Origin of the sequence: Brevibacillus sp. AF8, assembly GCF_021270385.1 — a bacterium.
Taxonomy (GTDB): domain Bacteria; phylum Bacillota; class Bacilli; order Brevibacillales; family Brevibacillaceae; genus Brevibacillus.
Window position 1 is genome coordinate 58,178 of record NZ_JAGQDN010000017.1, and the last position, 24,037, is coordinate 82,214.

21 protein-coding genes and 1 riboswitch are annotated in these 24,037 nt (G+C 48.0%); of the genes, 19 read left to right on the forward strand and 2 right to left on the reverse strand.

Going from position 1 to position 24,037, the window contains the following annotated elements:
- Positions 1 to 181: 181 nt before the first annotated feature.
- From KB186_RS20220 to KB186_RS20290, 15 genes are all read left to right on the forward strand, one after another.
- Positions 182 to 1,882 carry a long-chain-fatty-acid--CoA ligase gene (locus KB186_RS20220; protein WP_173608618.1) on the forward strand — a complete coding sequence of 567 codons (1,701 nt, stop codon included), beginning with the start codon at positions 182 to 184 and terminating at the stop codon, positions 1,880 to 1,882.
- Positions 1,883 to 2,035: 153 nt separating this feature from the next.
- A complete protein-coding gene (locus KB186_RS20225; RefSeq protein ID WP_232774254.1) occupies positions 2,036 to 2,626 on the forward strand; it encodes a fatty acid metabolism transcriptional regulator FadR in 591 nt (196 codons plus the stop codon).
- 118 nt (positions 2,627 to 2,744) lie between these two features.
- Positions 2,745 to 3,518 (forward strand): enoyl-CoA hydratase, encoded by a 774-nt coding sequence (locus tag KB186_RS20230; RefSeq protein ID WP_173608617.1) that lies wholly within the window; start codon positions 2,745 to 2,747, stop codon positions 3,516 to 3,518.
- Between the two features lie 52 nt (positions 3,519 to 3,570).
- Positions 3,571 to 4,338, forward strand: a complete 768-nt coding sequence (locus KB186_RS20235; protein ID WP_232774255.1) for an electron transfer flavoprotein subunit beta/FixA family protein — start codon at positions 3,571 to 3,573, stop codon at positions 4,336 to 4,338.
- A 20-nt stretch (positions 4,339 to 4,358) separates the two neighbouring features.
- Positions 4,359 to 5,318, forward strand: a complete 960-nt coding sequence (locus KB186_RS20240) for an electron transfer flavoprotein subunit alpha/FixB family protein (RefSeq protein WP_232774256.1) — start codon at positions 4,359 to 4,361, stop codon at positions 5,316 to 5,318.
- A gap of 109 nt (positions 5,319 to 5,427) precedes the next feature.
- Positions 5,428 to 5,715: a hypothetical protein gene (locus KB186_RS20245; protein WP_232774274.1), complete on the forward strand. Its 288-nt coding sequence runs from the start codon at positions 5,428 to 5,430 to the stop codon at positions 5,713 to 5,715.
- Positions 5,716 to 5,855: 140 nt separating this feature from the next.
- The gene (gene trxA, locus KB186_RS20250) at positions 5,856 to 6,173 is read left to right on the forward strand and encodes a thioredoxin (protein WP_007722428.1); all 318 of its coding nucleotides are present in this window, start codon (positions 5,856 to 5,858) and stop codon (positions 6,171 to 6,173) included.
- 183 nt (positions 6,174 to 6,356) lie between these two features.
- Positions 6,357 to 7,538: an ABC transporter substrate-binding protein gene (locus KB186_RS20255; protein ID WP_221867746.1), complete on the forward strand. Its 1,182-nt coding sequence runs from the start codon at positions 6,357 to 6,359 to the stop codon at positions 7,536 to 7,538.
- A gap of 148 nt (positions 7,539 to 7,686) precedes the next feature.
- Positions 7,687 to 8,553, forward strand: coding sequence for a branched-chain amino acid ABC transporter permease (locus KB186_RS20260; protein ID WP_173608613.1), 867 nt, complete (start codon positions 7,687 to 7,689; stop codon positions 8,551 to 8,553).
- Between the two features lie 5 nt (positions 8,554 to 8,558).
- On the forward strand, positions 8,559 to 9,530 hold the full coding sequence (locus KB186_RS20265; protein ID WP_173608612.1) for a branched-chain amino acid ABC transporter permease: 972 nt from the start codon (positions 8,559 to 8,561) through the stop codon (positions 9,528 to 9,530).
- Between the two features lies 1 nt (position 9,531).
- Complete coding sequence (locus KB186_RS20270) at positions 9,532 to 10,293, forward strand: ABC transporter ATP-binding protein (protein ID WP_173608611.1); 762 nt, start codon at positions 9,532 to 9,534, stop codon at positions 10,291 to 10,293.
- A gap of 1 nt (position 10,294) precedes the next feature.
- Positions 10,295 to 11,008, forward strand: a complete 714-nt coding sequence (locus tag KB186_RS20275) for an ABC transporter ATP-binding protein (RefSeq protein ID WP_173608610.1) — start codon at positions 10,295 to 10,297, stop codon at positions 11,006 to 11,008.
- A 123-nt stretch (positions 11,009 to 11,131) separates the two neighbouring features.
- Positions 11,132 to 11,383 (forward strand): DUF2164 domain-containing protein, encoded by a 252-nt coding sequence (locus KB186_RS20280; protein WP_173608609.1) that lies wholly within the window; start codon positions 11,132 to 11,134, stop codon positions 11,381 to 11,383.
- Between the two features lie 38 nt (positions 11,384 to 11,421).
- Positions 11,422 to 13,203, forward strand: coding sequence for an excinuclease ABC subunit UvrC (gene uvrC, locus KB186_RS20285; protein WP_048031978.1), 1,782 nt, complete (start codon positions 11,422 to 11,424; stop codon positions 13,201 to 13,203).
- Between the two features lie 102 nt (positions 13,204 to 13,305).
- A riboswitch (Lysine riboswitch) is annotated at positions 13,306 to 13,493 on the forward strand.
- Between the two features lie 231 nt (positions 13,494 to 13,724).
- Entirely contained in the window at positions 13,725 to 14,966 is a 1,242-nt protein-coding gene (locus KB186_RS20290; protein ID WP_172140745.1) for an aspartate kinase, read from the forward strand.
- Between the two features lie 49 nt (positions 14,967 to 15,015).
- Here KB186_RS20290 and KB186_RS20295 read toward each other — a convergent pair whose 3' ends face one another.
- Entirely contained in the window at positions 15,016 to 15,468 is a 453-nt protein-coding gene (locus KB186_RS20295) for a YslB family protein (RefSeq protein ID WP_173608608.1), read from the reverse strand.
- A 428-nt stretch (positions 15,469 to 15,896) separates the two neighbouring features.
- Here KB186_RS20295 and KB186_RS20300 point away from each other — a divergent pair, with 428 nt between their 5' ends.
- From KB186_RS20300 to sdhB, 3 genes are read left to right on the forward strand one after another with little or no spacing between them, the layout of a single operon-like run.
- Complete coding sequence (locus tag KB186_RS20300) at positions 15,897 to 16,508, forward strand: succinate dehydrogenase cytochrome b558 subunit (RefSeq protein ID WP_173608607.1); 612 nt, start codon at positions 15,897 to 15,899, stop codon at positions 16,506 to 16,508.
- 19 nt (positions 16,509 to 16,527) lie between these two features.
- Positions 16,528 to 18,285: a succinate dehydrogenase flavoprotein subunit gene (sdhA, locus tag KB186_RS20305; RefSeq protein WP_173608606.1), complete on the forward strand. Its 1,758-nt coding sequence runs from the start codon at positions 16,528 to 16,530 to the stop codon at positions 18,283 to 18,285.
- 18 nt (positions 18,286 to 18,303) lie between these two features.
- Positions 18,304 to 19,053, forward strand: coding sequence for a succinate dehydrogenase iron-sulfur subunit (gene sdhB / locus KB186_RS20310; RefSeq protein ID WP_012685406.1), 750 nt, complete (start codon positions 18,304 to 18,306; stop codon positions 19,051 to 19,053).
- A 566-nt stretch (positions 19,054 to 19,619) separates the two neighbouring features.
- Here the strand turns inward: sdhB and KB186_RS20315 are convergent.
- Positions 19,620 to 20,060, reverse strand: coding sequence for a MarR family winged helix-turn-helix transcriptional regulator (locus KB186_RS20315; RefSeq protein ID WP_173608605.1), 441 nt, complete (start codon positions 20,058 to 20,060; stop codon positions 19,620 to 19,622).
- Positions 20,061 to 20,250: 190 nt separating this feature from the next.
- Between KB186_RS20315 and KB186_RS28380 the strand changes: the two genes are divergently transcribed.
- Positions 20,251 to 23,982, forward strand: a complete 3,732-nt coding sequence (locus KB186_RS28380) for a S8 family serine peptidase (RefSeq protein ID WP_304502620.1) — start codon at positions 20,251 to 20,253, stop codon at positions 23,980 to 23,982.
- Positions 23,983 to 24,037: the final 55 nt, after the last annotated feature.

Here is a 24,037-nt window from a genome sequence, read left to right on the forward strand (position 1 = left end):
CAAAGGACACGGCTTTCATCATGGACGTGTCCTTTTTTGTCGAATGCTCTTGTCCCGATAGAAAGCACATGATTTTAATTGGAAAATTGAATATGTTTCGAATACAATAGTCATTAGGAAGAGATTATGAATGTAGATCATAGGGAGAGGCAAGGCCATTTAAGGGATGGAGGGAATGACCATGTCAAATGCCAAGCCTTGGATTGCCAATTACCCGCCCGAAACTGCGCCGTCATTGGATTACCCCCGTGTTCCTTTGACGCATTTTCTGGAGCAGTCTGCAGCTATGTATCCAGACAGTAACGCGATCTATTTCATGGGAAAAAGCATTACGTATCGAGAGCTTTTGCAGTTGTCATACCAATTTGCCAATGCATTGATCAAACGCGGTGTAAAGAAAGGGGACCGCGTGGCGATTATGCTGCCAAATACTCCACAAGCCGTCATCAGTTACTACGGGGCGCTTTTTGCAGGTGCTATCGTGGTCATGACCAACCCGCTGTATACCGAGCGAGAATTGATTCACCAAATGAACGATTCAGGCGCCGAGACCATCATCACACTGGATTTGTTGTACAAACGTGTTACCCAAGTCCGTGCATCTACCTCACTTCAACGAATCATCATCACAAGCATTGGCGATTTCCTTCCCTTATTGAAAAAATGGCTATACCCGTTCGTACAGAAGAAACAAGGACAAAATCCGCAGGTTACATATAGCGCAGATATTGAGCCTTTTCTTTCCGTATTAAAAGAAAGCGCTACCAAGCCTGCTGAAGTACCAGTCGATCCGACCCAGGACATCGCGCTCCTCCAGTATACAGGGGGGACAACAGGTGTTGCCAAAGGCGTCATGTTGACGCACGCCAATCTCATTGCGAATGCAGTCCAGTGCCAAGCGGTCCTTTACAAGCTGAAAAAGGGAAAGGAACGGATTCTGTGTGTGCTCCCGCTGTTCCACGTGTATGGGATGACTACCGTGATGAACAAAGGCATTTGTATCGCAGCAGAAATTATTCTCGTTCCCAAATTCGACGTGAAGCAAATATTTGAAATGATCGACAAGCGCAAGCCCACTCTTTTCCCAGGGGCACCCACCATGTATATCGGTCTCATCAACCACCCAGACTTGAAAAAGCATGATCTGTCTTCCATCGATGCATGTGTCAGTGGTTCAGCTCCGTTGCCGGTCGAAGTGAAGCTCAAATTTGAGGAGTTGACGGGTGGCAAGCTGGTCGAGGGGTATGGGATGACAGAGGCTTCTCCCGTAACTCATTCCAATCCCATTTGGGAAAAAGGCATTACGGGAAGCATCGGAATGCCGTGGCCAGATACGGATTGCCGAATTGTGGACCCAGCAACAGGAGAAGAGATGCCCCAAGGCGAGGTCGGGGAGTTGGCCGTAAAAGGACCCCAAGTCATGCTCGGCTACTGGAATCGCCCAGAGGATACCGCTGCCGTATTAAGGGATGGCTGGTTTTTGACGGGAGATATGGGCTATATGGACGAAAATGGCTATTTCTATATCGTAGATCGCAAAAAAGACATGATTATCGCTGGCGGCTTTAATATTTATCCGCGCGAAGTAGAAGAAGTGCTGTTTGAGCATCCTGCCATCCAGGAGGCAGCAGTAATCGGTGTTCCAGACCCGTACCGGGGCGAAACAGTGAAAGCATTCGTCGTTTTCAAGGATGGACAACTCGCGAGTGAAGAGGATCTGGAATCGCATTGCAGACAGAGACTCGCCGCCTATAAGATTCCGAGACAATACGAGATTCGTACAGATTTGCCCAAAACCATGGTCGGAAAAGTATTGCGTCGCCAATTACAAGAAGAAGACAAGAAGAAAAGGGAAGCCCAAGAAGAAATCAAAACGAGCTAGTGTAGCTGATGTTTTGAGGCTTGCGATCCCAGGCGGAAAGCGGCCTTTTTTGCTGGCCTCTTGCGATTGACAGAGGAGTGGCCCTGTATTACACTAATTATGAATGAGTGATCATTCATTTCGTCATCAATGTTAGTAAACATGGAGGTAGTTATGGCAAAGAAAACGGGGGAAAAGTATCAAGCCATTATTGATGCTGCTGTTCGAGTAATCGCCAGACAGGGCTATTACAGTGCCCAGGTATCGAAAATTGCGAAAGAGGCGAAGGTAGCAGACGGCACCATATACCTCTATTTTGAAAACAAGGATGATATTTTGATTTCACTGTTTAACGAAAAGATGGGCCAGTTTGTGGAGACAAACCGCAAACGCATTTCGGAAGCGACGTCCATTGAGCAAAAGCTGTATGTACTCATTCATGCACACTTGAGCCAGCTATCCAATGACCATGATCTGGCAAAAGTGACGCAAATCGAGCTACGCCAATCCAGTCCGGTCATTAGTGAAGGAATCGGCAACGTGATGAAGCAGTATTTTAACCTCATTGACGAAGTGATCGTAGAGGGTATGGAGCAGGGCGTATTCCGATCTGATCTCGAGGTTCGGATTACGCGCAAAATGATTTTTGGAACGCTGGACGAAGTGACAACATCTTGGGTGATGAAACAGTGCAAGTACGACCTTGTCTCTTATGTTGATTCCATTCATAACCTCTTCCTGCTTGGTATGAAGGGAAAAGAATGAAAAGAAAAGCTTTTTTTGCATGAAAACGTTTGTTACAATGGAAACAGTAAGACTGAGCGATCGCTCGGAATGAATAGTAGCTGTTTTTTATATATGGGGAGAGTTTGGGGGGAGAGGAATGGCGTCGCATTGGAATGTAGAAATCGTTGATCGCGTTGCTACGGTTACGATCAGCAACCCGCCTGCTAACGCACTCAGTCAAGCAGTGCTCGGTCAATTGAGTGAACTTTTGGACCAGTGGGAAAATAACGATGAAATCAAAGCAATCGTTTTGACTGGTGAAGGTCGGTTTTTCATTGCAGGAGCGGACATCAAAGAATTTACCCAACTGAATCGGGATAATGCAGAAGAAATGGCGAAGAAGGGTCAAGCATTGTTTAATCGCATGGAAACGTTCCCGAAGCCAATCATTGCAGCAATTAACGGCGCTTGCCTTGGTGGGGGACTGGAGCTTGCGTTGGCGTGCCATATCCGCTTGGCAGCACCTGAAGCCAAGCTCGGGTTGCCAGAGTTGAATCTCGGACTCATTCCAGGGTACGGGGGGACGCAACGTCTACCGCGTCTGGTTGGTCGAGGCAAAGCGACACAGATGATTCTCACATCAGAGATGATCGGTGGCGAGGAAGCATTGCGTATCGGTCTTGTGGAAGCGGTTTATCCCGTAGAGCAGTTGCTCGCAGAAGCACAAAAGCTGGCGGCTGTTTTCGCAAGTAAGAGCGCGATTACCCTGAAGTTTGCCCTAGCGTCCATCCATAACACAACGGAGCTGTCGCTGTCACAAGGCTTGGAGCAAGAAGCAAAGCTCTTTGGTGATGCTTTCGCGACGGAGGACGTAAAAGAAGGCGTGACTGCATTTCTCGAAAAGCGCAAGCCGCAATTCGCAGATCGGTAGTTAAGCATATAGCTTCACAAGTATGAGGTACCACTAAGGAGGAGGCATCCTGATGAATATCGTGGTTGTGTTGAAACAGACGTTTGACACAGAAGAAAAAATCGTCATCCAAAACGGACAAATTTCCGAAGAGGGCGTTGAATTCATCATTAATCCCTACGATGAGTACGCTGTAGAAGAGGCAATCAAGCTCAAGGAAGAGCACGGCGGCGAAGTAACCGTGATCAGCGTCGGACCAGACCGTGCTGAAAGTGCCCTGCGCACTGCTTTGGCAATGGGCGCAGACAAGGCTGTTCTGGTGGATGACGAGTCTCTGTTTGGAGACGAATTCACCATCGCTAAAGTATTGGCGGCAGTAGCGAAAAAGGTTGGCTTCGATATCATCATTGGTGGACAAATGGCTGTAGACTCCGGGGCTGGCCAAGGCGGTCCTCGTCTGGCAGAAGAACTGGGAATTAACCATGTATCGACTGCTGTGAAGCTAGAGGTGGACGGGACGAATGTACGCGTAGAGCGCGATGTAGAAGGGGACCTGGAAGTCGTGGAGACGAGCCTTCCTGTTTTGATTACGGCTCAGCAAGGACTCAACGAGCCGCGCTATCCTTCTCTCCCAGGTATCATGAAAGCGAAGAAAAAACCTTTGGATAGACTCGGCGCAGACGATTTGGGAATTACTGCGGATGAGGTAAAAGCAAAGACAGAAATCGTCGATCAGACATTGCCTCCGAAAAAGCAGGCGGGCCGCATTCTCTCTGGCGAATTGGCAGCTCAAACGTCGGAATTGGTGCAACTGTTGCGCAATGAAGCGAAAGTGATCTAAGCGAGAGGGAGAGGATATCCATGAAAAAAGTACTTGTATTGGCAGAAGTACGTGACGGACAACTTCGCAACGTGTCGCTGGAAGCATTGACTGCAGCACAAACATTGGCTGAGGGCGGCGAAATTGTAGCGGGTGTATTCGGAGCAGATTCAGCAGCGCATGCAGTGACATTGGGTCAGCATGGTGCGAGCACGGTATATACGGCTGATCATACAGCGCTGGCGCAATACACGCCAGATGCGTATGTGCAGGCACTCACTCAGTTGATTGAACTGGCTTCTCCAGATGCAGTGGTTTTGGGTCACACGGCGATCGGTCGTGATATCGCACCTCGCGTAGCAGCGAGACTTGGCTACGGTCTGATTTCGGACGTAACAAGTGTAGAAGCTGGACCAGTTTTTGTTCGCCCGATCTATGCAGGAAAAGCGACGCAAACACGCAAATTCGTTGAAGGAACAACCTTTATTACGATTCGTCCAAACAACATTGCCATCGGCGCTGCTGACCCTTCGAAAACGGCAGTGGTGGTACCAGTTGAATTGGAAATCAAGGATTTGCGTACGATTGTAAAAGATGTGGTAAGAAAAACAAGCGGCAAAGTAGACCTTTCCGAAGCAAAAGTCGTGATTTCCGGTGGGCGTGGCGTGAAAAGTGCAGATGGCTTCCAGCCGTTGTACGATTTGGCGGAAGTGCTCGGTGCAGCTGTTGGTGCATCTCGTGGCGCTTGCGACGCAGACTATTGCGACTACTCCATGCAGATCGGACAGACAGGTAAGGTGGTTACACCTGATTTGTATATCGCTTGCGGGATTTCGGGAGCGATTCAGCACTTGGCTGGTATGTCCAGCTCGAAGGTCATTGTTGCCATCAACAAAGATCCGGAAGCGCCAATCTTCCAAGTGGCTGATTACGGTATCGTAGGTGACTTGTTCGAAGTGCTGCCATTGCTGACGGCAGAGTTTAAAAAAGTGCTGGTATAACATAAAGATGATGACTAGGCGCTCCTTTTTGGGGGCGCTTTTTTTGTCCTTGGCTCTTACTTTATGCTTTCCTTGCTTGGTATAATAGGGGATAAGGAAGGTGATCGGAATGAGCGAGGAGCTTTTGCAACAACTGATTCACATGGTTGCTGAGAATAATCGGCTTGTAAAAGAGGTACAGCAGGATGTGCGTGACTTTAAGAAAGAGATGTATGATTTTCGGGATGAGATGTACGCATTTCGAGATGAGATGTACGAATTCCGCGATGATGCTACGCGCCGATTAGACAGATTGGAACGCCAAAATAAACATATCGATGCAGACCTTGATCTGCTGCATCGGAAAGTTAGTGACCACGAACGGGAGATTAACCGGCTCAAACAAGTCGGGCAATAAGGTGCGGTCAGACTGGACAGACTATAACGAGAAGTGCAGGGCAAAGTGTGGAGCGGCGTAGTCAATTTGGTGTTTGAATGATATACTGATAACCGTTAGGAACCTTTATTTAGTAATTGAAATTCAAGGAGGTAACTTCTATGGCAATTGTAAATGCTACCGACCAAAACTTTTCCCAGGAAGTAGAGCAAGGCGGTACAGTCCTGGTTGACTTCTGGGCTCCATGGTGCGGCCCTTGCAAAATGATCGCTCCTGTACTGGAGCAAATTGACGGTGAAGTGGGCTCCCAGCTCAAAATCGTCAAAGTAAACGTGGATGACAACCCAGATTCTGCTGGTCGTTTTGGCGTAATGTCCATCCCAACCCTGATCGTATTCAAAGACGGTCAACCAGTTGACAAAGTGATTGGCTTCCAACCAAAAGAAGCGCTCATGGCAACTGTAGGGAAACATCTGTAAGAGTAAAGCAACGAATGAAGCGGCATAGTCATGTGCCGCTTTTTCTTATGTTTGAAAACGGAATTCTGAACGATCGTTTGTCAAAAAATTAAGTTTACTTGAGCGAAAATAATTGCGTTTTTAGAATACTTTGATTAAACTTCATATATTCAATTTATTTCGAGAATAGAGGGGGCTTTTCTAATGAAGGGATTTCATTTGATGCGCTCGCTGGCGGCGATCTCGCTAGGGGCAGTATTGATGGTCGGATGTTCGAGCGGAGGAAATACAACTGCTCCTGCGGCAGGAGAAAGTGGCTCTGGACAAGCCGCCGACGGACAAGAGATTCAAGCGAAAATCGGCGTCGTTGGTTTCCTTTCAGGATCTGGTGCAGCTTATGGAGAAGCGCAAAAAGCAGGATTGGAGCTGGCGTTGGGAGAGCTGAATGAAGCGAACAAAGGTAAGCTCAAGATTGAACTGAAGTTTGAAGACTCCGCCGGAGAAAAAGAAGGCGCGATTAATGCAGTAAATAAACTGATTAATCAGGATAATGTCGTGGCGATTATCGGACCGACACTTTCCGGGGAAATGTTTGCTGCAGGACCAGTAGCAAACGAGGCGGAGACTCCGATTTTTGGTATCTCCAACACGTCAGAAGGAATCAATGATATCGGGGAGTACGTCTTCCGCAATTCATTGCCTGAGTCCATTGCAATCCCGACAGCTATGAAAGCAGCCGTGGAGAAAAATGGCTTGAAAAAAGTAGCACTCATCCATGCATCCAACGATGACTTCTCCGTGAATGGCTACAAGGTCATGAAAGCAACCGCTGAAAAGCTGGGCTTGGAGATTACCGGTGAAGCGACTTTTGCAAATGGCGACGTAGACTTTTCGGCACAATTGACCAAGCTGAAGCAAACAAACCCAGATGCTTTGCTTGTGTCCGCCTTGTACAAAGAAGGCTCCATGGTTGTGAAAAAAGCACGTGAATTGGGCTTTACAGGGACAATTCTTGGCGGCAATGGTTTCAATAATCCGAAAGTTTTTGAAATTGCAGGTTCATCTGCTGAGGGCTTGATCGTTGCGACTCCATTCAGTCCTGAAAAGAAAGATGATAAAGTACAAGCCTTTGTAAAAGCATTCGAAGCCAAATATAACAAAAAGCCTGATCAGTTCGCAGCTCAAGCGTACGACTCGCTATACATTATGTCGCAGTCACTGCTTGCCGCAGGAAAAGCAGATCGCGAAGAGTTGCGCGGCCAATTGGCTCAGCTGAAAGACTTCACAGGTGTATCCGGCAAACTGTCCTTTGACGAGAAACGCAATCCGATTGGTGATGCGGTTGTCGTTGTCGCAAAAGAAGGCAAATTCGTCCCGTTTGAATAGGATCGAGCCCGGGGTCGCTCCGGGCTTCTTTTTCTATCGGTTATCTCGCTGGATCAGAAAGTACCAGATCATGTTCTTCGCTTGCTGATCCAGCGAGAATAACTCAATCATCGTGGGATGGTAACGACTTAACAGTGAGGTGAGGCATTTGTTTTGGCAGCAATTAGTCAATGGTTTGACAGTTGGTAGCACTTATTCATTGATCGCATTGGGATATACGCTCATTTTTGGTGTCTTGGGAATCATTAATATGGCACACGGCCAAATTTTTATTTTTGGATCACTAGTTGGCTTGGTATTGATGACCAGCCTTAATATGCCTTTAGGGGTAGCGCTGATCGTGGCAGTCGTCATATCGGCGATCTTGGGTCTTGTACTGGAGTATACAGCGCTTCGCCCCCTTCGCAAGAAAAATGTACCCCATCTGGCGTCTTTGATCAGTACGATCGGATTTGCCATTTTGATGGAGGAAGCCATGCACAAGTTTTTCGGTGCTGACTCCCGTGCGTTTCCGCAATCCTTCGGGGATACCACTTTTGATCTGGGCATCATTCAAATTCGCAGTGTTGATCTCGTTATTTTGGGGATTTCTGTGTTGCTGATGTTCGTCCTGCATTTTTGGATTCAAAAAACGAAAATGGGAAAAGCGATTCGCGCGACGGCTGAAAATACGGATACCGCAAATATTTTGGGGATTAACACAAATATGGTCATTGTCGTGACCGTCATGCTTGCCTCGGCACTGGGAGGTGTCGCCGGCATATTGATCGGGATGGCGTATTCCGCTCTCATTCCGACGATGGGGATGACGCTTGGCTTCAAAGGTTTGGCCGTTTTGATTTTAGGAGGTGTAGGCAGTATTCCTGGGGCTATGGTGTGCGGCGTATTGCTCGGAATTATCGAGGTGTTTACTGTCGCGTACGGAGACTCGTCGTATCGGGATGCGGTTGCTTTTGGCTTGATCATTCTCATTTTGCTCTTGAAGCCGGAAGGACTATTTGGACGCAAAGCGTAAGGGAGGTGCAGACATTGGACATTCTCAATCCATATAACTTACAAGTACTGACTTTTATCTTGTTAAACAGTATTTTGGCGATCAGTATTTACATTACGCTCTCGACGGGCCAGCTTTCCTTGGGACATGCGGGCTTTATGAGCATTGGCGCTTTTACAGCGAGTATTTTGACGAAGCAAGCGGACGTACCGCTGTTTATCGCCATCATAATCGGAGGACTGGTAGCAGGACTGATTGCACTGTTGATCGGTGCTCCGACATTGAAGCTCCACGGCTTGTACCTGGCAATTGCTACGCTTGGCTTTGGTGAAGTGATTCGCGTTATTTTTCTTAATATGGAGATAACAAACGGGGCTCTTGGATTGACCGGACTTCAATCGGTTGGGAATTATTTGTACGATTTTGAAAAAGCAATGGGGTTAAAAGCGCAAACTCTTGGCATTTCGGTCATGCAAATGAAGTCGTTATCGACCTTTGTGTTTATGCTGCTCCTGTTTGCCTTCGTTCTTTTCTTGACGCTGCGTCTGAACCGTTCGCGTCTTGGGCGTGCTTTTGAAGCGATCAAAGCAGATGAAACGGCGGCACGAGCGATGGGATTGCAAGTCAATTATTATAAAATGCTTGCTTTTGTGATCGGTTCAATTTTGGCAGGGGTATGTGGAGGATTGTTCGCCCACATTACGACGACGATTACGCCAGATGATTTTAACTATCATAAAGTCGTAGAAATTCTGTCTTATGCCGTGATCGGCGGCAGCGAAGTCGTATGGGGGCCGCTGTTTGGTGCCTTGGTTCTTACGGCGCTGCCGGAGGTGCTGCGTGGTTTGGCCGAGTACAAAATGCTCATGTACGGTTTGATCATGGTCGGTGTAATGGCATTCCGTCCGCATGGCTTGATCGGTGCCGATACGTTCCAAAAGCTGTTCAAGCGTCGTCGGGGCAAATCATCGGACAAGGAAGCGAAGGGGGGAGTATAAGATGTTGCTGGAACTTGCGAACGTAGGAAAAAGCTTTGGCGGCATCACCGCTCTTCGTGACGTTTCTTTTACTGTCGGAGAGGGCGAAATTGTCGGCTTGATCGGTCCGAATGGTGCGGGGAAAACGACCATTTTCAATATGGCAACGGGCATATTCGAACCAACAACGGGTACCTTTTCTTTTGCTGGGCAAAAGCTAAACGGCATGGCGCCAAACAAAATTACCGAAATGGGTATTGCAAGGACGTTCCAAAATATTCGCCTATTCGGTCACATGAGTGCGTTGGACAACGTGAAGGTGGGATGTCATTCGCGCATGAAGGCAGGCTTCTGGGCTTCCCTTTTGAAAACACCGGGACAACGTGCGGAAGAAAAAGCGGTTACCAAAAAAGCCGAGGAGTTACTCGAATTCGTAGGCTTGTCTGACATTGTTAATGTCCGCTCGGATACATTGGCTTACGGTCAACAACGACGTCTGGAGATTGCACGGGCACTGGCTACTGAACCAAAACTCTTGCTGTTGGACGAGCCTGCTGCCGGAATGATCGAGACCGAGACGAAAGCACTCATGGAGCTGGTCAAAAAAATTCGCGATGACGGGACGACTGTCCTGTTGGTCGAACACGATATGGGATTGGTCATGAATCTGTGTGAAAAGGTCGTATGTATCAACTTTGGGGTCAAAATTGCTGACGGTACCCCGGCAGAGGTACAAAACAATCCAGATGTGATTGAAGCCTACCTCGGCAAGGAGGACGAATAAGATGCTGAACATCCAAAACTTGACGACCTCCTACGGTCAAATCAAGGCGATTCGTGGGATTACGCTGAAAGTGCCTGAGGGCAAAATCGTCTCGCTGATCGGTGCGAACGGAGCGGGCAAAACCACAACCATGCGTACAATCGCAGGTCAACTGAAGCCAGAAGCAGGGACGATTACGTTTTGTGGTCAACGCATAGAGGGCTCGAGACCCCATCAAATCGTAAAAGCCGGACTGGCGTTGGTTCCAGAAGGGCGTGCGATCCTCGGAAAGATGACCGTTCTGGAAAACCTGGAAATGGGTGCATTCCAGCGCAACGATGCACAAGGCATCAAGGACGACATGGAAAAGATGATGATCTGGTTCCCCATCCTCAAGGAGCGGCTTTCCCAATTGGGAGGGACGATGTCTGGTGGTCAACAGCAAATGCTAGCCATTGCCCGCGCATTAATGTCTCGACCGAAGCTGCTGCTTTTGGACGAGCCGTCGATGGGCTTGGCTCCTATCGTGGTGGCGGACATTTTCAAGGTAATCAAAGAAATCAATGCGGAAGGTACGACCGTTCTTATCGTGGAGCAAAATGTCAAACAGGCCCTCAAAATTGCCGATTTCGGGTATGTGCTGGAGGCAGGGCAAATCGTGTTGGAAGGCACAGGAGAATCGTTGTTAAACGACGAGCGTGTAAAAGAAGCATATTTGGGCGGTCGCAAGCACTAGGTCTGCCTATAAAAAACTGTCGCCATGGAATGAGGCGGCAGTTTTTTTCGTATTGATTCCATGGTACTATGAAGGGTAGAACGTATATTCTCTTATGCGAAAAAGGGAAGGAAGCCGGATACGATGCCAACCAAATTGACGAGAGAGCAAATGGAATATCTTGTTCATCAAGTACAGCGTTACTATAAAGAAGAACGGTCAGAGACACTCGGTAATTTGGAGACGGAAGAGTTGATTGCCTTTTTTTCAAAAGAGCTCGGTCCCTTCTATTACAATCAAGGGGTGCAAGACAGCCGCAAGCTGCTGGTGGAACGGATGAGTTCCTTGGAAGATGAACTGTATGTATTGGAAAAGCCAATTCACAAGAATAAATAGATGCAAGGCAGATATAGAGCAAAGAGGAGGGAGCAGCCATGAACAGCTCCTTAAAAGATAAACTGGCCGTCCTGCCAGATAAGCCAGGCTGCTACCTGATGAAAAACGCGAGCGGGGAAATCATTTACGTAGGAAAAGCCAAGGTGCTGAAAAACCGCGTCCGCTCGTATTTTACAGGCAGTCATAACGGGAAGACGCAGCTGCTGGTCAGTGAGATCGTGGATTTTGAGTACATTGTGGTATCCTCAGCGATCGAGGCGCTCATCCTCGAGTGCAACCTGATCAAAGAGCACGATCCGCGCTACAATGTCATGCTTCGCGATGACAAGACGTATCCGTATATCAAAATTACGAATGAGGCGCAGCCACGTCTGGAGATTACCCGTAAAGTATTAAAAGATAAAGCCAAATATTTCGGTCCATATCCGAATGCCGGAGATGCCTCCGAGGTAAAGAAGCTGCTGGATCGCCTCTATCCGTTGCGAAAATGCCGCAATATGCCCAAGCAGGTTTGTCTTTACTACCATTTGGGGCAATGTCTTGCGCCCTGTGTATACGAGGTATCGGCTGAGGAAAATCAGCGTTTGGTGGATGAAATCAGCCGGTTCCTCGATGGTGGCCATGAGGAAATGAAGCAAACCCTTACGGAAAAAATGCTCCAAGCCGCAGAAAACATGGAGTTCGAACGAGCCAAGGAATATCGCGATCAGATCAAGAGCATCGAAGCGGTGATGGAGAAGCAGAAGATCACGTTCACCGATACGGTAGACCGCGATATTATCGGGTTTGCTGTGGAAAAAGGCTGGATGTGTATCCAGGTGTTCTATATGCGAAAAGGGAAGATGATCGAGCGTCAGACGACTTCCTTTCCATACTATGGCAGCGAAACCGAAGACTTCATGTCTTATGTGAGCCAGTTCTACTACGATAAGCAAAATGCGCTGCCGAAAGAAATTTTGCTCCCGCAAGAGAGTGAACCAGAGCTTTTGAGTGAATGGCTGGGCATCAAAGTCCATGCGCCGAAAAGAGGCAAAAAGCATGAGCTCGTGAAGATGGCTTCCGAGAACGCCCGCATTGCTTTGCAGGAGAAGTTCGCCCTGATGTCTAAAGACGATGCTCGGACGGTCCAAGCGGTGCATAATCTTGGTCACATTTTAGGGATTCCGGTTCCTCATCGAATTGAAGCGTTTGACAACTCCAACATTCAAGGAACAGAGCCTGTGTCTGCGATGATTGTCTTTACAGACGGGCGCCCTGACAAAAAGGAATACCGCAAATTCAAGATCAAAACCGTCGAAGGACCAGATGATTACGGCTCCATGCGAGAAGTCGTTCGGCGACGTTATTCTCGCTTGCTAAAAGAAAACCAGCCAATGCCCGACCTGATTGTGATTGATGGTGGAAAAGGCCAAATCAGTGCGGCTATGGACGTTCTGGAAAACGAGCTCGGTCTTTATATTCCTGTCTGTGGACTCGCGAAAGACGAGAAGCACCGTACTGCTCAGCTCATGTACGGAGATCCGCCAGAGCCTGTGAATCTTAGACGTGACAGCTATGAGTTTTATTTGTTGCAGCGCATCCAAGACGAGGTCCACCGTTTTGTTATTACGTTCCATAGACAATCCCGGACCAAAACGATGCTCTCGTCGCAATTGGATGAGATCCCGGGTATCGGTGAAAAGCGGCGCAAGCTGTTGTTCTCTCATTTTGGCTCTTTGAAGAAAATGCGCGAGGCGACCGTCGAAGACTTCCGCCAATTAGGGATCGGCGACAAGCTGGCAAAAGAAATCATCGGGCATCTGCGCAAGCTCGACACTTAGCAAATGTAACTTTTGGAGTAACCTTTAAAAAGGAATTGATCCATTTTTAGACTCATGATATAATCCGATTCAAACAGAATAGTTAGCCTCACTTCCATTATGGAGTGAGGTAGAGGCGCGAAAACCAAGAGTACCACCCTGAGATCGGGTATCTGTGAAGGGGACGGGAAAGGGGAATTCGCCGAAGTGTGGAGGGAAACCCGCTTTTCTCCATGCTGGGCCTGCGTTGAACAAATGCAGGACTGTCATCTGCACAATGACCAATTGTCAGATGGAGAGCTATCTCACGGTGTGTCAATGTGAGTTTTGATGGTGATAACTGTCAATCTTCGTTGTCCGCGTGTATTGGGAGGGAGGAACCGGTATGTCGAAACAGTAGGCAGCGGCAGGTCTTATTCCTTGTCGGTGCCTTTTTTGTAAAATAAAAATGCAAGACTTTTCCTTATAGAGAAAATAGTGAAAAACCATACGATACGAGATAAATACCAACATTGGATATGAGAAAAAGGGAGAGAAGCCGCATGGGGTTGATCGTGCAGAAATACGGAGGCACCTCTGTAGGTACCATTGAGCGAATTTTACGAGTTGCGGATCGAATTATCAGCTACAAAGAGGAAGGACATGATGTGGTAGTCGTTGTCTCTGCGATGGGGAAATCTACTGACGTATTGGTAGACATGGCCAAGCAGATTAGCGCATACCCATCCGAGCGTGAAATGGATATGCTGCTGACCACGGGGGAGCAAGTATCGATCGCGCTTTTGTCGATGGCCTTGCATACAAAAGGCTACGACGCTATTTCTCTTACGGGCTGGCAAGCTGGAATCACCACGGAGGCGATTCACGGAAGAGCGCGGATCAAGCAGATTGATCCCGAGCGGATTCAATCCGAGCTCGGACGCGGTCGTGTGGTCATCGTGGCAGGATTCCAAGGGATCAGTGACGAAGGTGAAATTACGACGCTCGGCCGCGGTGGATCGGATACATCTGCGGTTACACTTGCAGCGAGCTTGAACGCTGAGAAATGCGAAATCTTTACAGACGTGTCCGGGGTGTATACAGCTGATCCACGAATGGTTCCAGCTGCGAGCAAGCTGGATACGATCTCGTATGATGAGATGCTGGAGCTGGCGAACCTCGGTGCAGGGGTTCTTCATCCTAGGTCAGTAGAGGCTGCGAAAAAATACAAGGTAAGGCTGGTCGTCCGCTCCAGCTTTACTGCCGAAGATGGTACGTACGTTGAGGAGGTTGCCAACATGGAAACAGGTAGAGTAGTAAGTGGAGTTGCACATGATGAAGATGTAGCCAAAATCACGGTTGTCGGCATGCCTGCCAAGGTCGGGACGCTCTCCCGTCTGTTCAATACGCTGGCAGACAACCAGGTGAACGTCGATATTATTATCCAAAGCTCTTATGATGCGACTGTTACGAATATTTCTTTTACAGTTGCAGCGGATGACCTGAAAAAAGCACTGGATACGCTGGACAGAAACAAAAACGAGCTTGGTTTTGAAAAAGTCGATTTCGAGGAAAGCTTGACCAAAGTATCCATTGTTGGCTCCGGAATGATCAACAATCCAGGGGTTGCTGCCGAAATGTTCCGCGTTCTGGCAGAAAAAGAAATTTCTATTAAAATGGTATCTACATCTGATATCAAGGTTTCTTGCGTCATTCCAGCCGCCTTGACGGAGCTGGCTGTTCGCAGTCTGCATTCGGCCTATGGTCTGGATGTTGAGGAAACCGCAGTCGTGCACGGCGTATAAAAAATGGATGCTCCCTCTCCCTTCCTTATAGGTAGAGGGGGCATTTTGTTCATGACGCCACTTGTACGGAGATACGTATGTCAGAAGAGCTTTCCATTTCGATTTTGCTAAACGTTTCTCTTTCTTTCCATTGCTCAATCATACCAGCGATGATCCCGGCTTCAAAGGAAAGACTGCATCCTAGTCTTTCTATAGACTGATAGCTAAAAATGGAATGAGTGAGTGAATAGACGATCGTTTGTTTGGTCTCCTCCACGACGTCTAGCTGGCCTAATCCGAGCCGAATAAAAGGCATAATCGGACCTGTTGCAGATTGAATGGGGATTTGGCGGCCCATATTTTTTCCTATCCAATAGAGAATATGGTTTTCACTATCGCCTAGCAGGGTACTAGTCAGCGTTTCGCGTAGAAGATGATAGCCAAGGTAGGGCATATTCATTCTTTCCGCATAGGGAATGGTCTCTGGCGGCAACAGTGCTGCAAGCTGATCCTTCTCTTTCATATGTGCTTCCCTCCTGTCTGTACTAGATTATGAGAAGGGACTCGCATTCATGACATCGTAAGAGAAAAAATAGCTGGACTAAACAAAGTTATTCTATCAATGTATTTAGTACATTGATTGTCTTGACGCTCTGTGTCGACAAGAGTACAATTGGATTTGGTCAAAGTTTTGCCCAACTTTTTCTCGTATTTTGACACATTCCGACAAATTCATTTGATCTAGTGAACGCAGTCTTTTTGTGAACGGCTTCAAGACGCTGTACATAAAATGATCGTGGCGGTTTTGCTATGTCTAATGGGTGAGGCAATGGGTTAGGATATTGGGGAAAGGTCTATCAAAACGGTCGAAGCCGTTTTGGACCGCTTGCGGTGACGCTTGACGTTTTTCACAGAATTGAGAGTTACATACATTGAAAGGGGGACCATTGTATGGCGAAAGGCCATAGCTTTCTCAGTCACAAGCTCCACTCACTTCTTGGTTTGTTTCCGATCGGGCTCTTCCTGCTGTTTCACTTGACAGCCAACTACCAAGCGACCCGTGGAGCCGAAGCTTTTAATCAAACAGTTGGTTTGATTGAAAATGTTCCATTCGTATTGGTGCTTGAATTTGTTTTTATCTACCTCCCGATCCTGTTTCACGCTGTTTACGGTCTCTACATTGCGTTCCAAGCTAAGCAAAACGTAGGGAACTTCGGTTACTTCCGAAATCAAATGTTCTTGTGGCAACGTGTTACAGGAGTCATTACCCTCATTTTTATTGTTTGGCACGTTTGGGAAACACGTATCCAAAAAGCAATGGGTGCACACGTGGATTTTGACATGATGGCAAACATTTTAAGCAGTCCTGCAATGATCGTATTCTACACAATCGGGATTATTAGCACGACTTTCCACTTCTCCAACGGACTGTGGTCGTTCCTGGTTCACTGGGGAATTACAGTTGGGCCGCGTTCCCAGCGCATTGCAACATTCCTGACTTTGGGCGTATTCGTAGTTGTAACCTTCATCGGCTTGCGTGCGATGTCGGCTTTCATTTTGTAGGGATAGGGGGACAAAACTCATGGCAAAAGGTAAACTGATCATTGTCGGTGGAGGTTTGGCCGGCTTGATGGCTACCATCAAAGCAGCAGAAAAAGGCGTTCCTGTTCAGCTGTTCTCCCTGGTTCCGGTAAAACGTTCCCACTCTGTCTGTGCGCAGGGCGGTATTAACGGTGCGGTAAATACCAAAGGGGAAGGCGACTCCACATGGGAGCACTTCGACGATACAGTATATGGCGGAGATTTCTTGGCAAACCAACCGCCAGTTAAAGCAATGTGCGATGCAGCACCTGGCATCATCTATATGTTGGACCGTATGGGCGTTATGTTTAACCGTACGCCAGAAGGTCTGTTGGACTTCCGTCGTTTCGGGGGAACCAAGCATCACCGTACCGCTTTTGCGGGTGCGACAACTGGACAACAGCTCTTGTACGCATTGGACGAACAAGTACGCCGTTATGAAGCTGAAGGTCTGGTAACCAAGTACGAATATTGGGATTTCCTCGGAGCCGTTTTGGACGATACAGGAACCTGTCGCGGGATTACTGCACAAAACATGCGTTCCGGTGAAATTCAATCCTTCCGTGCGGATGCCGTTATTTTGGCAACAGGCGGACCTGGTATCATCTTCGGTAAATCGACGAACTCGATTATCAATACAGGTACAGCAGCGTCTGCGGCGTATCAACAAGGGGTTATCTACTCCAATGGTGAGATGATCCAAATTCACCCAACTGCAATCCCGGGCGACGACAAGCTTCGTCTGATGTCCGAGTCTGCTCGTGGTGAAGGTGGTCGTGTATGGACGTACAGAGACGGTAAGCCTTGGTACTTCCTGGAAGATAAATACCCTGCATACGGAAACCTGGTTCCGCGTGACATCGCGACTCGCGAAATCTTCTCCGTTTGCGTAGACATGAAGCTGGGTATCAACGGCGAAAACATGGTATACCTCGACCTGTCCCACAAAGATCCAAAAGAACTGGATGTAAAATTGGGCGGTATTATCGAGATTTACGAAAAATTCGTTGGGGATGACCCACGTAAAGTTCCAATGAAGATTTTCCCTGCGGTTCACTACTCCATGGGCGGTATGTGGGTAGACTACAACCAAATGACCAATATCCCTGGTTTGTTTGCAGCAGGTGAGTGCGATTACTCTCAGCACGGTGCAAACCGTTTGGGTGCGAACTCCCTCTTGTCCGCAATCTATGGCGGTATGGTAGCAGGTCCAAAAGCGATCGAGTACATCAAAGGCTTGAACCAATCCTCTGATGATCTGTCTTCCACGCTCTTCGACGGCTTCACAAGCAAAGAGCAAGCGAAATACGACAGCATCCTGAAAATGGACGGAACAGAAAATGCTTACCTGATCCACAAGGAACTGGGTGAGTGGATGACTGACAACGTAACGGTAGTTCGTTACAACGACCGTCTGCAAAAAACGGATGATAAGATCGTTGAACTGATGGAACGCTACAAGAAAATCAACATCAACGATACGAATAAATGGAGCAACTCTGGTGCGGCGTTTACCCGTCATCTGTGGAACATGCTCGTACTGTCCCGCGCGATCACAATCGGTGCGCTCAAGCGTGACGAGAGCCGCGGTGCTCACTACAAGCCTGACTTCCCTGAGCGTGATGACGAAAACTTCATGAAGACGACAATGGCGAAGTTCAATGCTGAAACGACTGCGCCTGAAATCTACTATGAAGACATCGACGTATCCCTGATCGCACCACGTAAACGTGACTATACGTCTGACAAGAAGCATTAAGAGAGGAGGAAACTGATCATGGCAGAAAAATTGATTCATTTGATTATCACTCGTCAAGATAGCCCTGACAGCACTCCGTACAAGGAAGAGTTCAAAATCCCTTACCGTCCTGGTATGAACGTGATCAGTGCTTTGATGGAGATTCAACGTAATCCACTCAACGCACAAGGTCAAAAAACGTCTCCAGTAAACTGGGAATCGAACTGCTTGGAAGAAGTATGCGGTGCGTGCTCGATGGTTATTAACGGAAGACCGCGTCAAGCGTGCTCGGCACTGGTTGATAAACTGGAACAGCCGATTCGTCTTGAGCCAATGAGCACCTTCCCTGTACAGCGTGACTTGTCGATTGACCGCAGCCGCATGTTCGATGCGCTGAAACGCGTAAAAGCGTGGGTTCCAATCGATGGTACGCATGATCTGGGGCCAGGTCCTCGCATGCCGGAAGTTGAGCGTCAATGGGCGTACGAGCTTTCGAAGTGCATGACGTGCGGTGTTTGCTTGGAAGCTTGCCCGAACGTGAATGCGAAGTCTGACTTCATCGGTCCGTTTGCGATTTCGCAGGTTCGTCTGTTCAACCAGCATCCAACGGGTATGATGAACAAGCATGAGCGTCTGGAAGCTCTGATGGAAGATGGCGGTATCGGTGATTGCGGTAACTCGCAAAACTGCGTACAGGCATGTCCAAAAGGCATTCCGCTGACAACTTCGATTGCTCACATGAACAAAGAAACAACCAAACATGCAGTGAAGAAGTTCTTCTTCTCCTAATTGTTTGAAATAGATAAGGCGTGCACCGGTGATCCGGAATGCACGCCTTTTTTCCATGTCGCTGTAGTGGAGAGAAGAATATTTCCAGTCTAGGCTCCAGGCTCCGTCCTGCTGGGGTTGAGACTGGCCGCTCCGAAGGGATTTGCGGGGAAACGCAAAAGTGGTAGCCGCTTCGTCGCGTGGGCACGTTGCGTTTCTGTTGCCCGCAAATCCTTCTCCGCTGGGTGGGACTCCACAAGTCGCTACGTCTGGAAATATTCTTCTCTGTCGTGACTTACTGCATTCTTCAATCTTTTAATGCTTTTAAAACCCGTTAACACGGAAAGTTCGTAGAGGAAACAGGAGAAAAAAGCGAAGATCTTTGGTACACCGACCGAGACGCAATGCAAAAAGCGAAACACGCTCTTAAGCGTCCACCTCTGAGAAGCATCCTGAAAGGATCACTTTGGACGCGGTTTCGCTTTTTGCATGGAGTCGGGCAGTGAATCCGCCAGCGGGTGGGACAAGAATCTGAGCGTTTTCTCCTGTTTTCTCCCCACCACAATATCAACGTGCAAGGAGTTTATTCAATTCGACTCGATAACCGCCGCCACCGCCAGCTTTTCAAAGATGCTGACGAACTGCTGGAGTTCATCCTCGCTGAGGTGAGAAAACATTTTATTTAGTTGTTCTCTCCGATTCTGCTTGGCTACTTGCAAAATTTTTTTGCCAGAATCACGCAAGCTGATATAAACGACTCGGCGATCTTCCTCATCACGATCACGGGCGACGAAGCCGTGTTTATCCAAACGGTCGACCATTGCTGTGATTGCGCTTGGTTTGACCCCCATTGATTCAGCCAACTCTCCAACCGTGCATTGTTCCTTCTGTTCCAACTGATGAAGAATGTAAAATTGTGGGCCAGTTAAACCAGAGACAGGTTCAGCTAATTGCGTTCCCATCGTGCGCATAATGGTACGAAACGCCTCCTGCAAGCGCTCAAGCGTATCTGTAGAAGGGGAGGGCATTGCTCGTATCATCTCCTTATTTGATCTATTTCTTCGTGAGCAAGAATATTTGATATGTAATATTTAATGCACTTAAATATAGGCAGAAAACACATCGTTTGTCAACCTTCGCGAAAAGAAGGGAATACCCAAGCGATTCCTAGTGAAAACTGAAAACATAATGGAATGACTTCCAGCAAGGGGGCAAACGATGAAGAAAAAGGTATGCAGCATTGGATTGATATTGGCTTTGCTTCCCGCAACGACTGTGAGCACAACAGCGTTTGAAGGAACGGCGACCATTCGTACGCAGATTTTACAGGATCTCGCGGATATGCACCAGCCATTACATACAGGCAAGGCGGACAAGGAATATAAAGCGAAAGCAGATGAATGGCAACGACAAGAACTGCTACTGCGAGGTGAGCAATTAAAATCCGCGCCTGTCGATTCGCTGGAAATGATTGAGGCGACTAAGGCTTGGGAGGAAGCGGGGGTAAAAGGGGAAGGGATGCTCGTTTCCGTGATCGATACGGGAGTCAATCCGCGTCACCCTGATTTGCCTGCCCCACATGATAAGCGTTCAGCCATGCAAAAATCAGGCTCTTCCCAGAAGGTGATTCCTGGCTTTAACTGGGCTGACCGTACGCAAACAACGGAAGACGTATCGGAATCCCAGCATGGTATCCATGTGGCGGGAATTATTGGTGCGAACGGAAAAGTAAAAGGGGTTGCTCCCGAAGCACAGCTCATTAGCCAAAAAGTATTTTCCAACTATCAAAGCGAGGTACCTGGGCTAGGTGAATCGATTTTATTTGCAATCAATGATTCCATTACGAAAAAAGCAGATGTCATCAACTTGAGTCTCGGTTCCTCAGCGGGTTATGTGGATGAAACAAATGTAGAGCAAATGGCTGTGAAGCGAGCAGTCGATAATGGGATCGTAGTAGTGGCAGCCGCCGGCAATGATGCGTATTTCGGCAGTGATAAGGTACGAGCACAGAATCCGGATATCGCCATGATCGGTTCTCCAGGCTTGAGTCCTGATGCGTTTTCAGTTGCTTCTGTCAACGCTACAGCACTGGCTGGCTATAGCTTTACGGTGCAAGGAGTACCCGGTATGGAGAAAGTCGTGTATTTATCGGGCTATGTGGAAGGCGGGGGTGCAATAAACCCAGTCATGACGCTGATGAAGCCGTATCCGCTCGTCTATATGGGGAAAGGGAAGAAGGAAGACTACAATGTTTCCGTAAAAGATAAAGTGGTATTGCTCGAGAGAGGGGACATTTCATTTGACGAAAAGCTGCGTCTCGCCAAAGAAGCAGGAGCAGTTGGTGCTGTCATCTACAACAATGAAATGGGACCACTGATTATCAGTGCGGAGCATGCCAAACAAATCCCGGCTGTTTCAATTTTGAAGCACATGGGCGAGCAAATGGCACAAGCGATTAAAAAAGGCAAGAAAGTGACCGTCTCCTTTAACGGTGAATATGGACAAAATCCAATGCCCTACCCAGACGGTGGAACGATCTCTGCTTTTTCATCATGGGGACCAACGCCCGATTTGCAGTTCAAACCGGAGATTGCAGCTCCAGGTGGGGGCATCTTGTCACTCACGCGAGAGTCTGAATATGCCGTGAAAAGTGGTACTTCAATGGCGACGCCACATGTGGCAGGCGGAATGGCTTTGCTGAAGCAAGGCTATCTCAAGCAAGGGCGGAACCTACAAGGCAGATCGCTAGTCGATACGTTAAAGGCTGCGGCTATGAATACAGCAGAGCCGATTATCGATCCGCAAATCAGCGTTGCAGCAGCGGATAAAGAGAAAGCAAAAAAAGTACCTTACAGCCCACGGGTTCAAGGGGCAGGTGTGATGCAAATCGCAAAAGCGATCAAGACCCCAGCCATCGTTGTGACTGCAAAAGGAAAAGCAGGCGTCTCGTTAGGAGAGATCGGGAATTCAACGACCTTTTCTCTGTTTATCAATAACAAGTTTGGCAAAAAGCCGATTACGTATCAACTGCAAAATGAGTTTGGCGTCTTGACCGACTTGCGCAAGAATGGGATCAACATGCTGACCGATACTCTTTTCGAGGGGGCAGAACTGCAATTTTCAGCACCGAAGATTACCGTTGCCCCAGGGAAGTTAGAGGAAGTGAAGGTAACGCTCACGATTCCGCAAGGCTCCGCACGCAATCAATTTGCAGAAGGATTTATTTCCTTTCAACCAGATGATAAGGAGCTGCCTACGTTGCGCACGCCGTTTTATGGCTTCTATGGCGATTGGGATGAACCAAGGATTATGGATCAGCCCGTATGGGAGGCAGAAAGCCAGGAAAAACGCACAGGTGTCAAGACAACCTGGTATCATGATAAACGCAATGACAAGTGGCGCTATCGCGATTATCTAGGAGTTTCAGGTGTTAAAGCCGATGGCGGTGCGAAAGTCGATCCCAATCATATCGCCTTTTCGCCAAACGGGGATGGGCATTATGATGTCGCTGCTCCTTCGATTACGTTTTTGCGGAATGCCCGTCATATTATCGTCGAAGTAACAGACCAGTCAGGCAAGCCGATTCGCACTCTTGTTCGTGATGAAAAGGTGAGCAAGTTCGACCAATCCAAGCTGGGGACCCCATACTATTATACGGAAAAGGAAGCGTGGAGCTGGGACGGAAAGATCTTTTCACCGCAAAAAGGCGCCTATATACAGGCACCTGATGGGCAGTACCAATTCTCCATTAAGGCCAAAATAGACGATCGCAATGCAAATTGGCAATCGATGACACTTCCCATCCGCGTGGATACAAAAGCTCCTGTAATTACAGCTTCTGTGTCAGGAAATCGGGTTCAGTGGAGTAGCCGTGATAAAGATATCCAGGCCTATTTCCTTTATGTAAACGGCAAAAGAGTAGGAGGCCCCTATTCTCCAAAAGTGTCCAGCACACTCATTAATCAGCCGGATAAAAAAATGAGTGTGGTAGCGTATGATTACGCGGGGAATATCAGTGTGGCACATATAAACGGGAAAAGCGACAGCACCCCGCCATTTGTGGAGTTTCCGGATGATTTGTTTCCTTATTTGAAAATATCCAAGCAGCCGGATGTGGCCTTCAGGGGCAAAGTGACAGGCGAGGATATGATGGACAGAGTGCGCTTGTCGATTAACAAAACGCCTGTAAAGCTGGCGACGGATGGATCATTTGAAACCATCCTGCGATTAACGGAAGGCCTCAATTATGTGATGTACAGTGCAATGGATATGTATGGAAACAAGCGCCAATTCACGCAGCGGGTCATCGTCGATACGAGTCCTCCGACATTGCAATTGCTAAACGATGGCAGCGAAGACGTACAGTTCGATCCAGCAACTAAGAACATGCTGGTTCCGGTCCGCTTCATGTACAGAGATCAAACCTACAAAGGTCAGGTAAGTATCAACGGGCAAATCGTGTCCTACTTTGAAGAAGAGCAATTGGAAATCCCTGCGCAAAAATACGTAACGCAAATTTTGAGTATGAAGCAGGGAGAAAATCGCATTTTACTCGAAGGAAAAGACGGCGCAGGCAATCAAAGCATGCTAATGGTGTATGCGTATGTGGATGCAAATGCAGGGGCTGTTGTCATAAGCAATGGGGAGCAGCGTATATCCTACAAGGCGCGAACAGTGCCAGCTCCGACGATACAGCTTCCTAACAAACAGCTGGAAGGGCAGGAAGGCGAAGCACTGCCCATCGAAGGGAAAGTGACAGGTGCTGGTGCTGTTAACCTCCAAATCAACTACGGATCAAAGAGCTTTCAGACCAACGCGAATGATCATGGGCTTTTTCGCTTGGTGCTTCATGAGGTAGAGGAAGGCAAGCAAAAACTGACGGTTGTTGCTACCGATGCGCTGGGTAGGGAAGCCCGAGCGGAGATGAACGTCGTCGGAAAGAAAAAATAGGCTAGCTGGCCCGTCAGTAGCAGATAAACGGCTATTGCCGGGCCAAATTTTTTTT

What these genes read in the sequence shown, in the direction of transcription:
- KB186_RS20220 (WP_173608618.1), top strand. Translation starts at nt 182, where the DNA reads ATGTCAAATGCCAAGCCTTGGATTGCCAATTACCCGCCCGAAACTGCG.
- KB186_RS20225 (WP_232774254.1), top strand. Translation starts at nt 2,036, where the DNA reads ATGGCAAAGAAAACGGGGGAAAAGTATCAAGCCATTATTGATGCTGCT.
- KB186_RS20230 (WP_173608617.1), top strand. Translation starts at nt 2,745, where the DNA reads ATGGCGTCGCATTGGAATGTAGAAATCGTTGATCGCGTTGCTACGGTT.
- KB186_RS20235 (WP_232774255.1), top strand. Translation starts at nt 3,571, where the DNA reads ATGAATATCGTGGTTGTGTTGAAACAGACGTTTGACACAGAAGAAAAA.
- KB186_RS20240 (WP_232774256.1), top strand. Translation starts at nt 4,359, where the DNA reads ATGAAAAAAGTACTTGTATTGGCAGAAGTACGTGACGGACAACTTCGC.
- KB186_RS20245 (WP_232774274.1), top strand. Translation starts at nt 5,428, where the DNA reads ATGAGCGAGGAGCTTTTGCAACAACTGATTCACATGGTTGCTGAGAAT.
- trxA (WP_007722428.1), top strand. Translation starts at nt 5,856, where the DNA reads ATGGCAATTGTAAATGCTACCGACCAAAACTTTTCCCAGGAAGTAGAG.
- KB186_RS20255 (WP_221867746.1), top strand. Translation starts at nt 6,357, where the DNA reads ATGAAGGGATTTCATTTGATGCGCTCGCTGGCGGCGATCTCGCTAGGG.
- KB186_RS20270 (WP_173608611.1), top strand. Translation starts at nt 9,532, where the DNA reads ATGTTGCTGGAACTTGCGAACGTAGGAAAAAGCTTTGGCGGCATCACC.
- KB186_RS20275 (WP_173608610.1), top strand. Translation starts at nt 10,295, where the DNA reads ATGCTGAACATCCAAAACTTGACGACCTCCTACGGTCAAATCAAGGCG.
- KB186_RS20280 (WP_173608609.1), top strand. Translation starts at nt 11,132, where the DNA reads ATGCCAACCAAATTGACGAGAGAGCAAATGGAATATCTTGTTCATCAA.
- uvrC (WP_048031978.1), top strand. Translation starts at nt 11,422, where the DNA reads ATGAACAGCTCCTTAAAAGATAAACTGGCCGTCCTGCCAGATAAGCCA.
- KB186_RS20290 (WP_172140745.1), top strand. Translation starts at nt 13,725, where the DNA reads ATGGGGTTGATCGTGCAGAAATACGGAGGCACCTCTGTAGGTACCATT.
- KB186_RS20295 (WP_173608608.1), bottom strand. Translation starts at nt 15,468, where the DNA reads ATGAAAGAGAAGGATCAGCTTGCAGCACTGTTGCCGCCAGAGACCATT.
- KB186_RS20300 (WP_173608607.1), top strand. Translation starts at nt 15,897, where the DNA reads ATGGCGAAAGGCCATAGCTTTCTCAGTCACAAGCTCCACTCACTTCTT.
- sdhA (WP_173608606.1), top strand. Translation starts at nt 16,528, where the DNA reads ATGGCAAAAGGTAAACTGATCATTGTCGGTGGAGGTTTGGCCGGCTTG.
- sdhB (WP_012685406.1), top strand. Translation starts at nt 18,304, where the DNA reads ATGGCAGAAAAATTGATTCATTTGATTATCACTCGTCAAGATAGCCCT.
- KB186_RS20315 (WP_173608605.1), bottom strand. Translation starts at nt 20,060, where the DNA reads ATGCCCTCCCCTTCTACAGATACGCTTGAGCGCTTGCAGGAGGCGTTT.
- KB186_RS28380 (WP_304502620.1), top strand. Translation starts at nt 20,251, where the DNA reads ATGAAGAAAAAGGTATGCAGCATTGGATTGATATTGGCTTTGCTTCCC.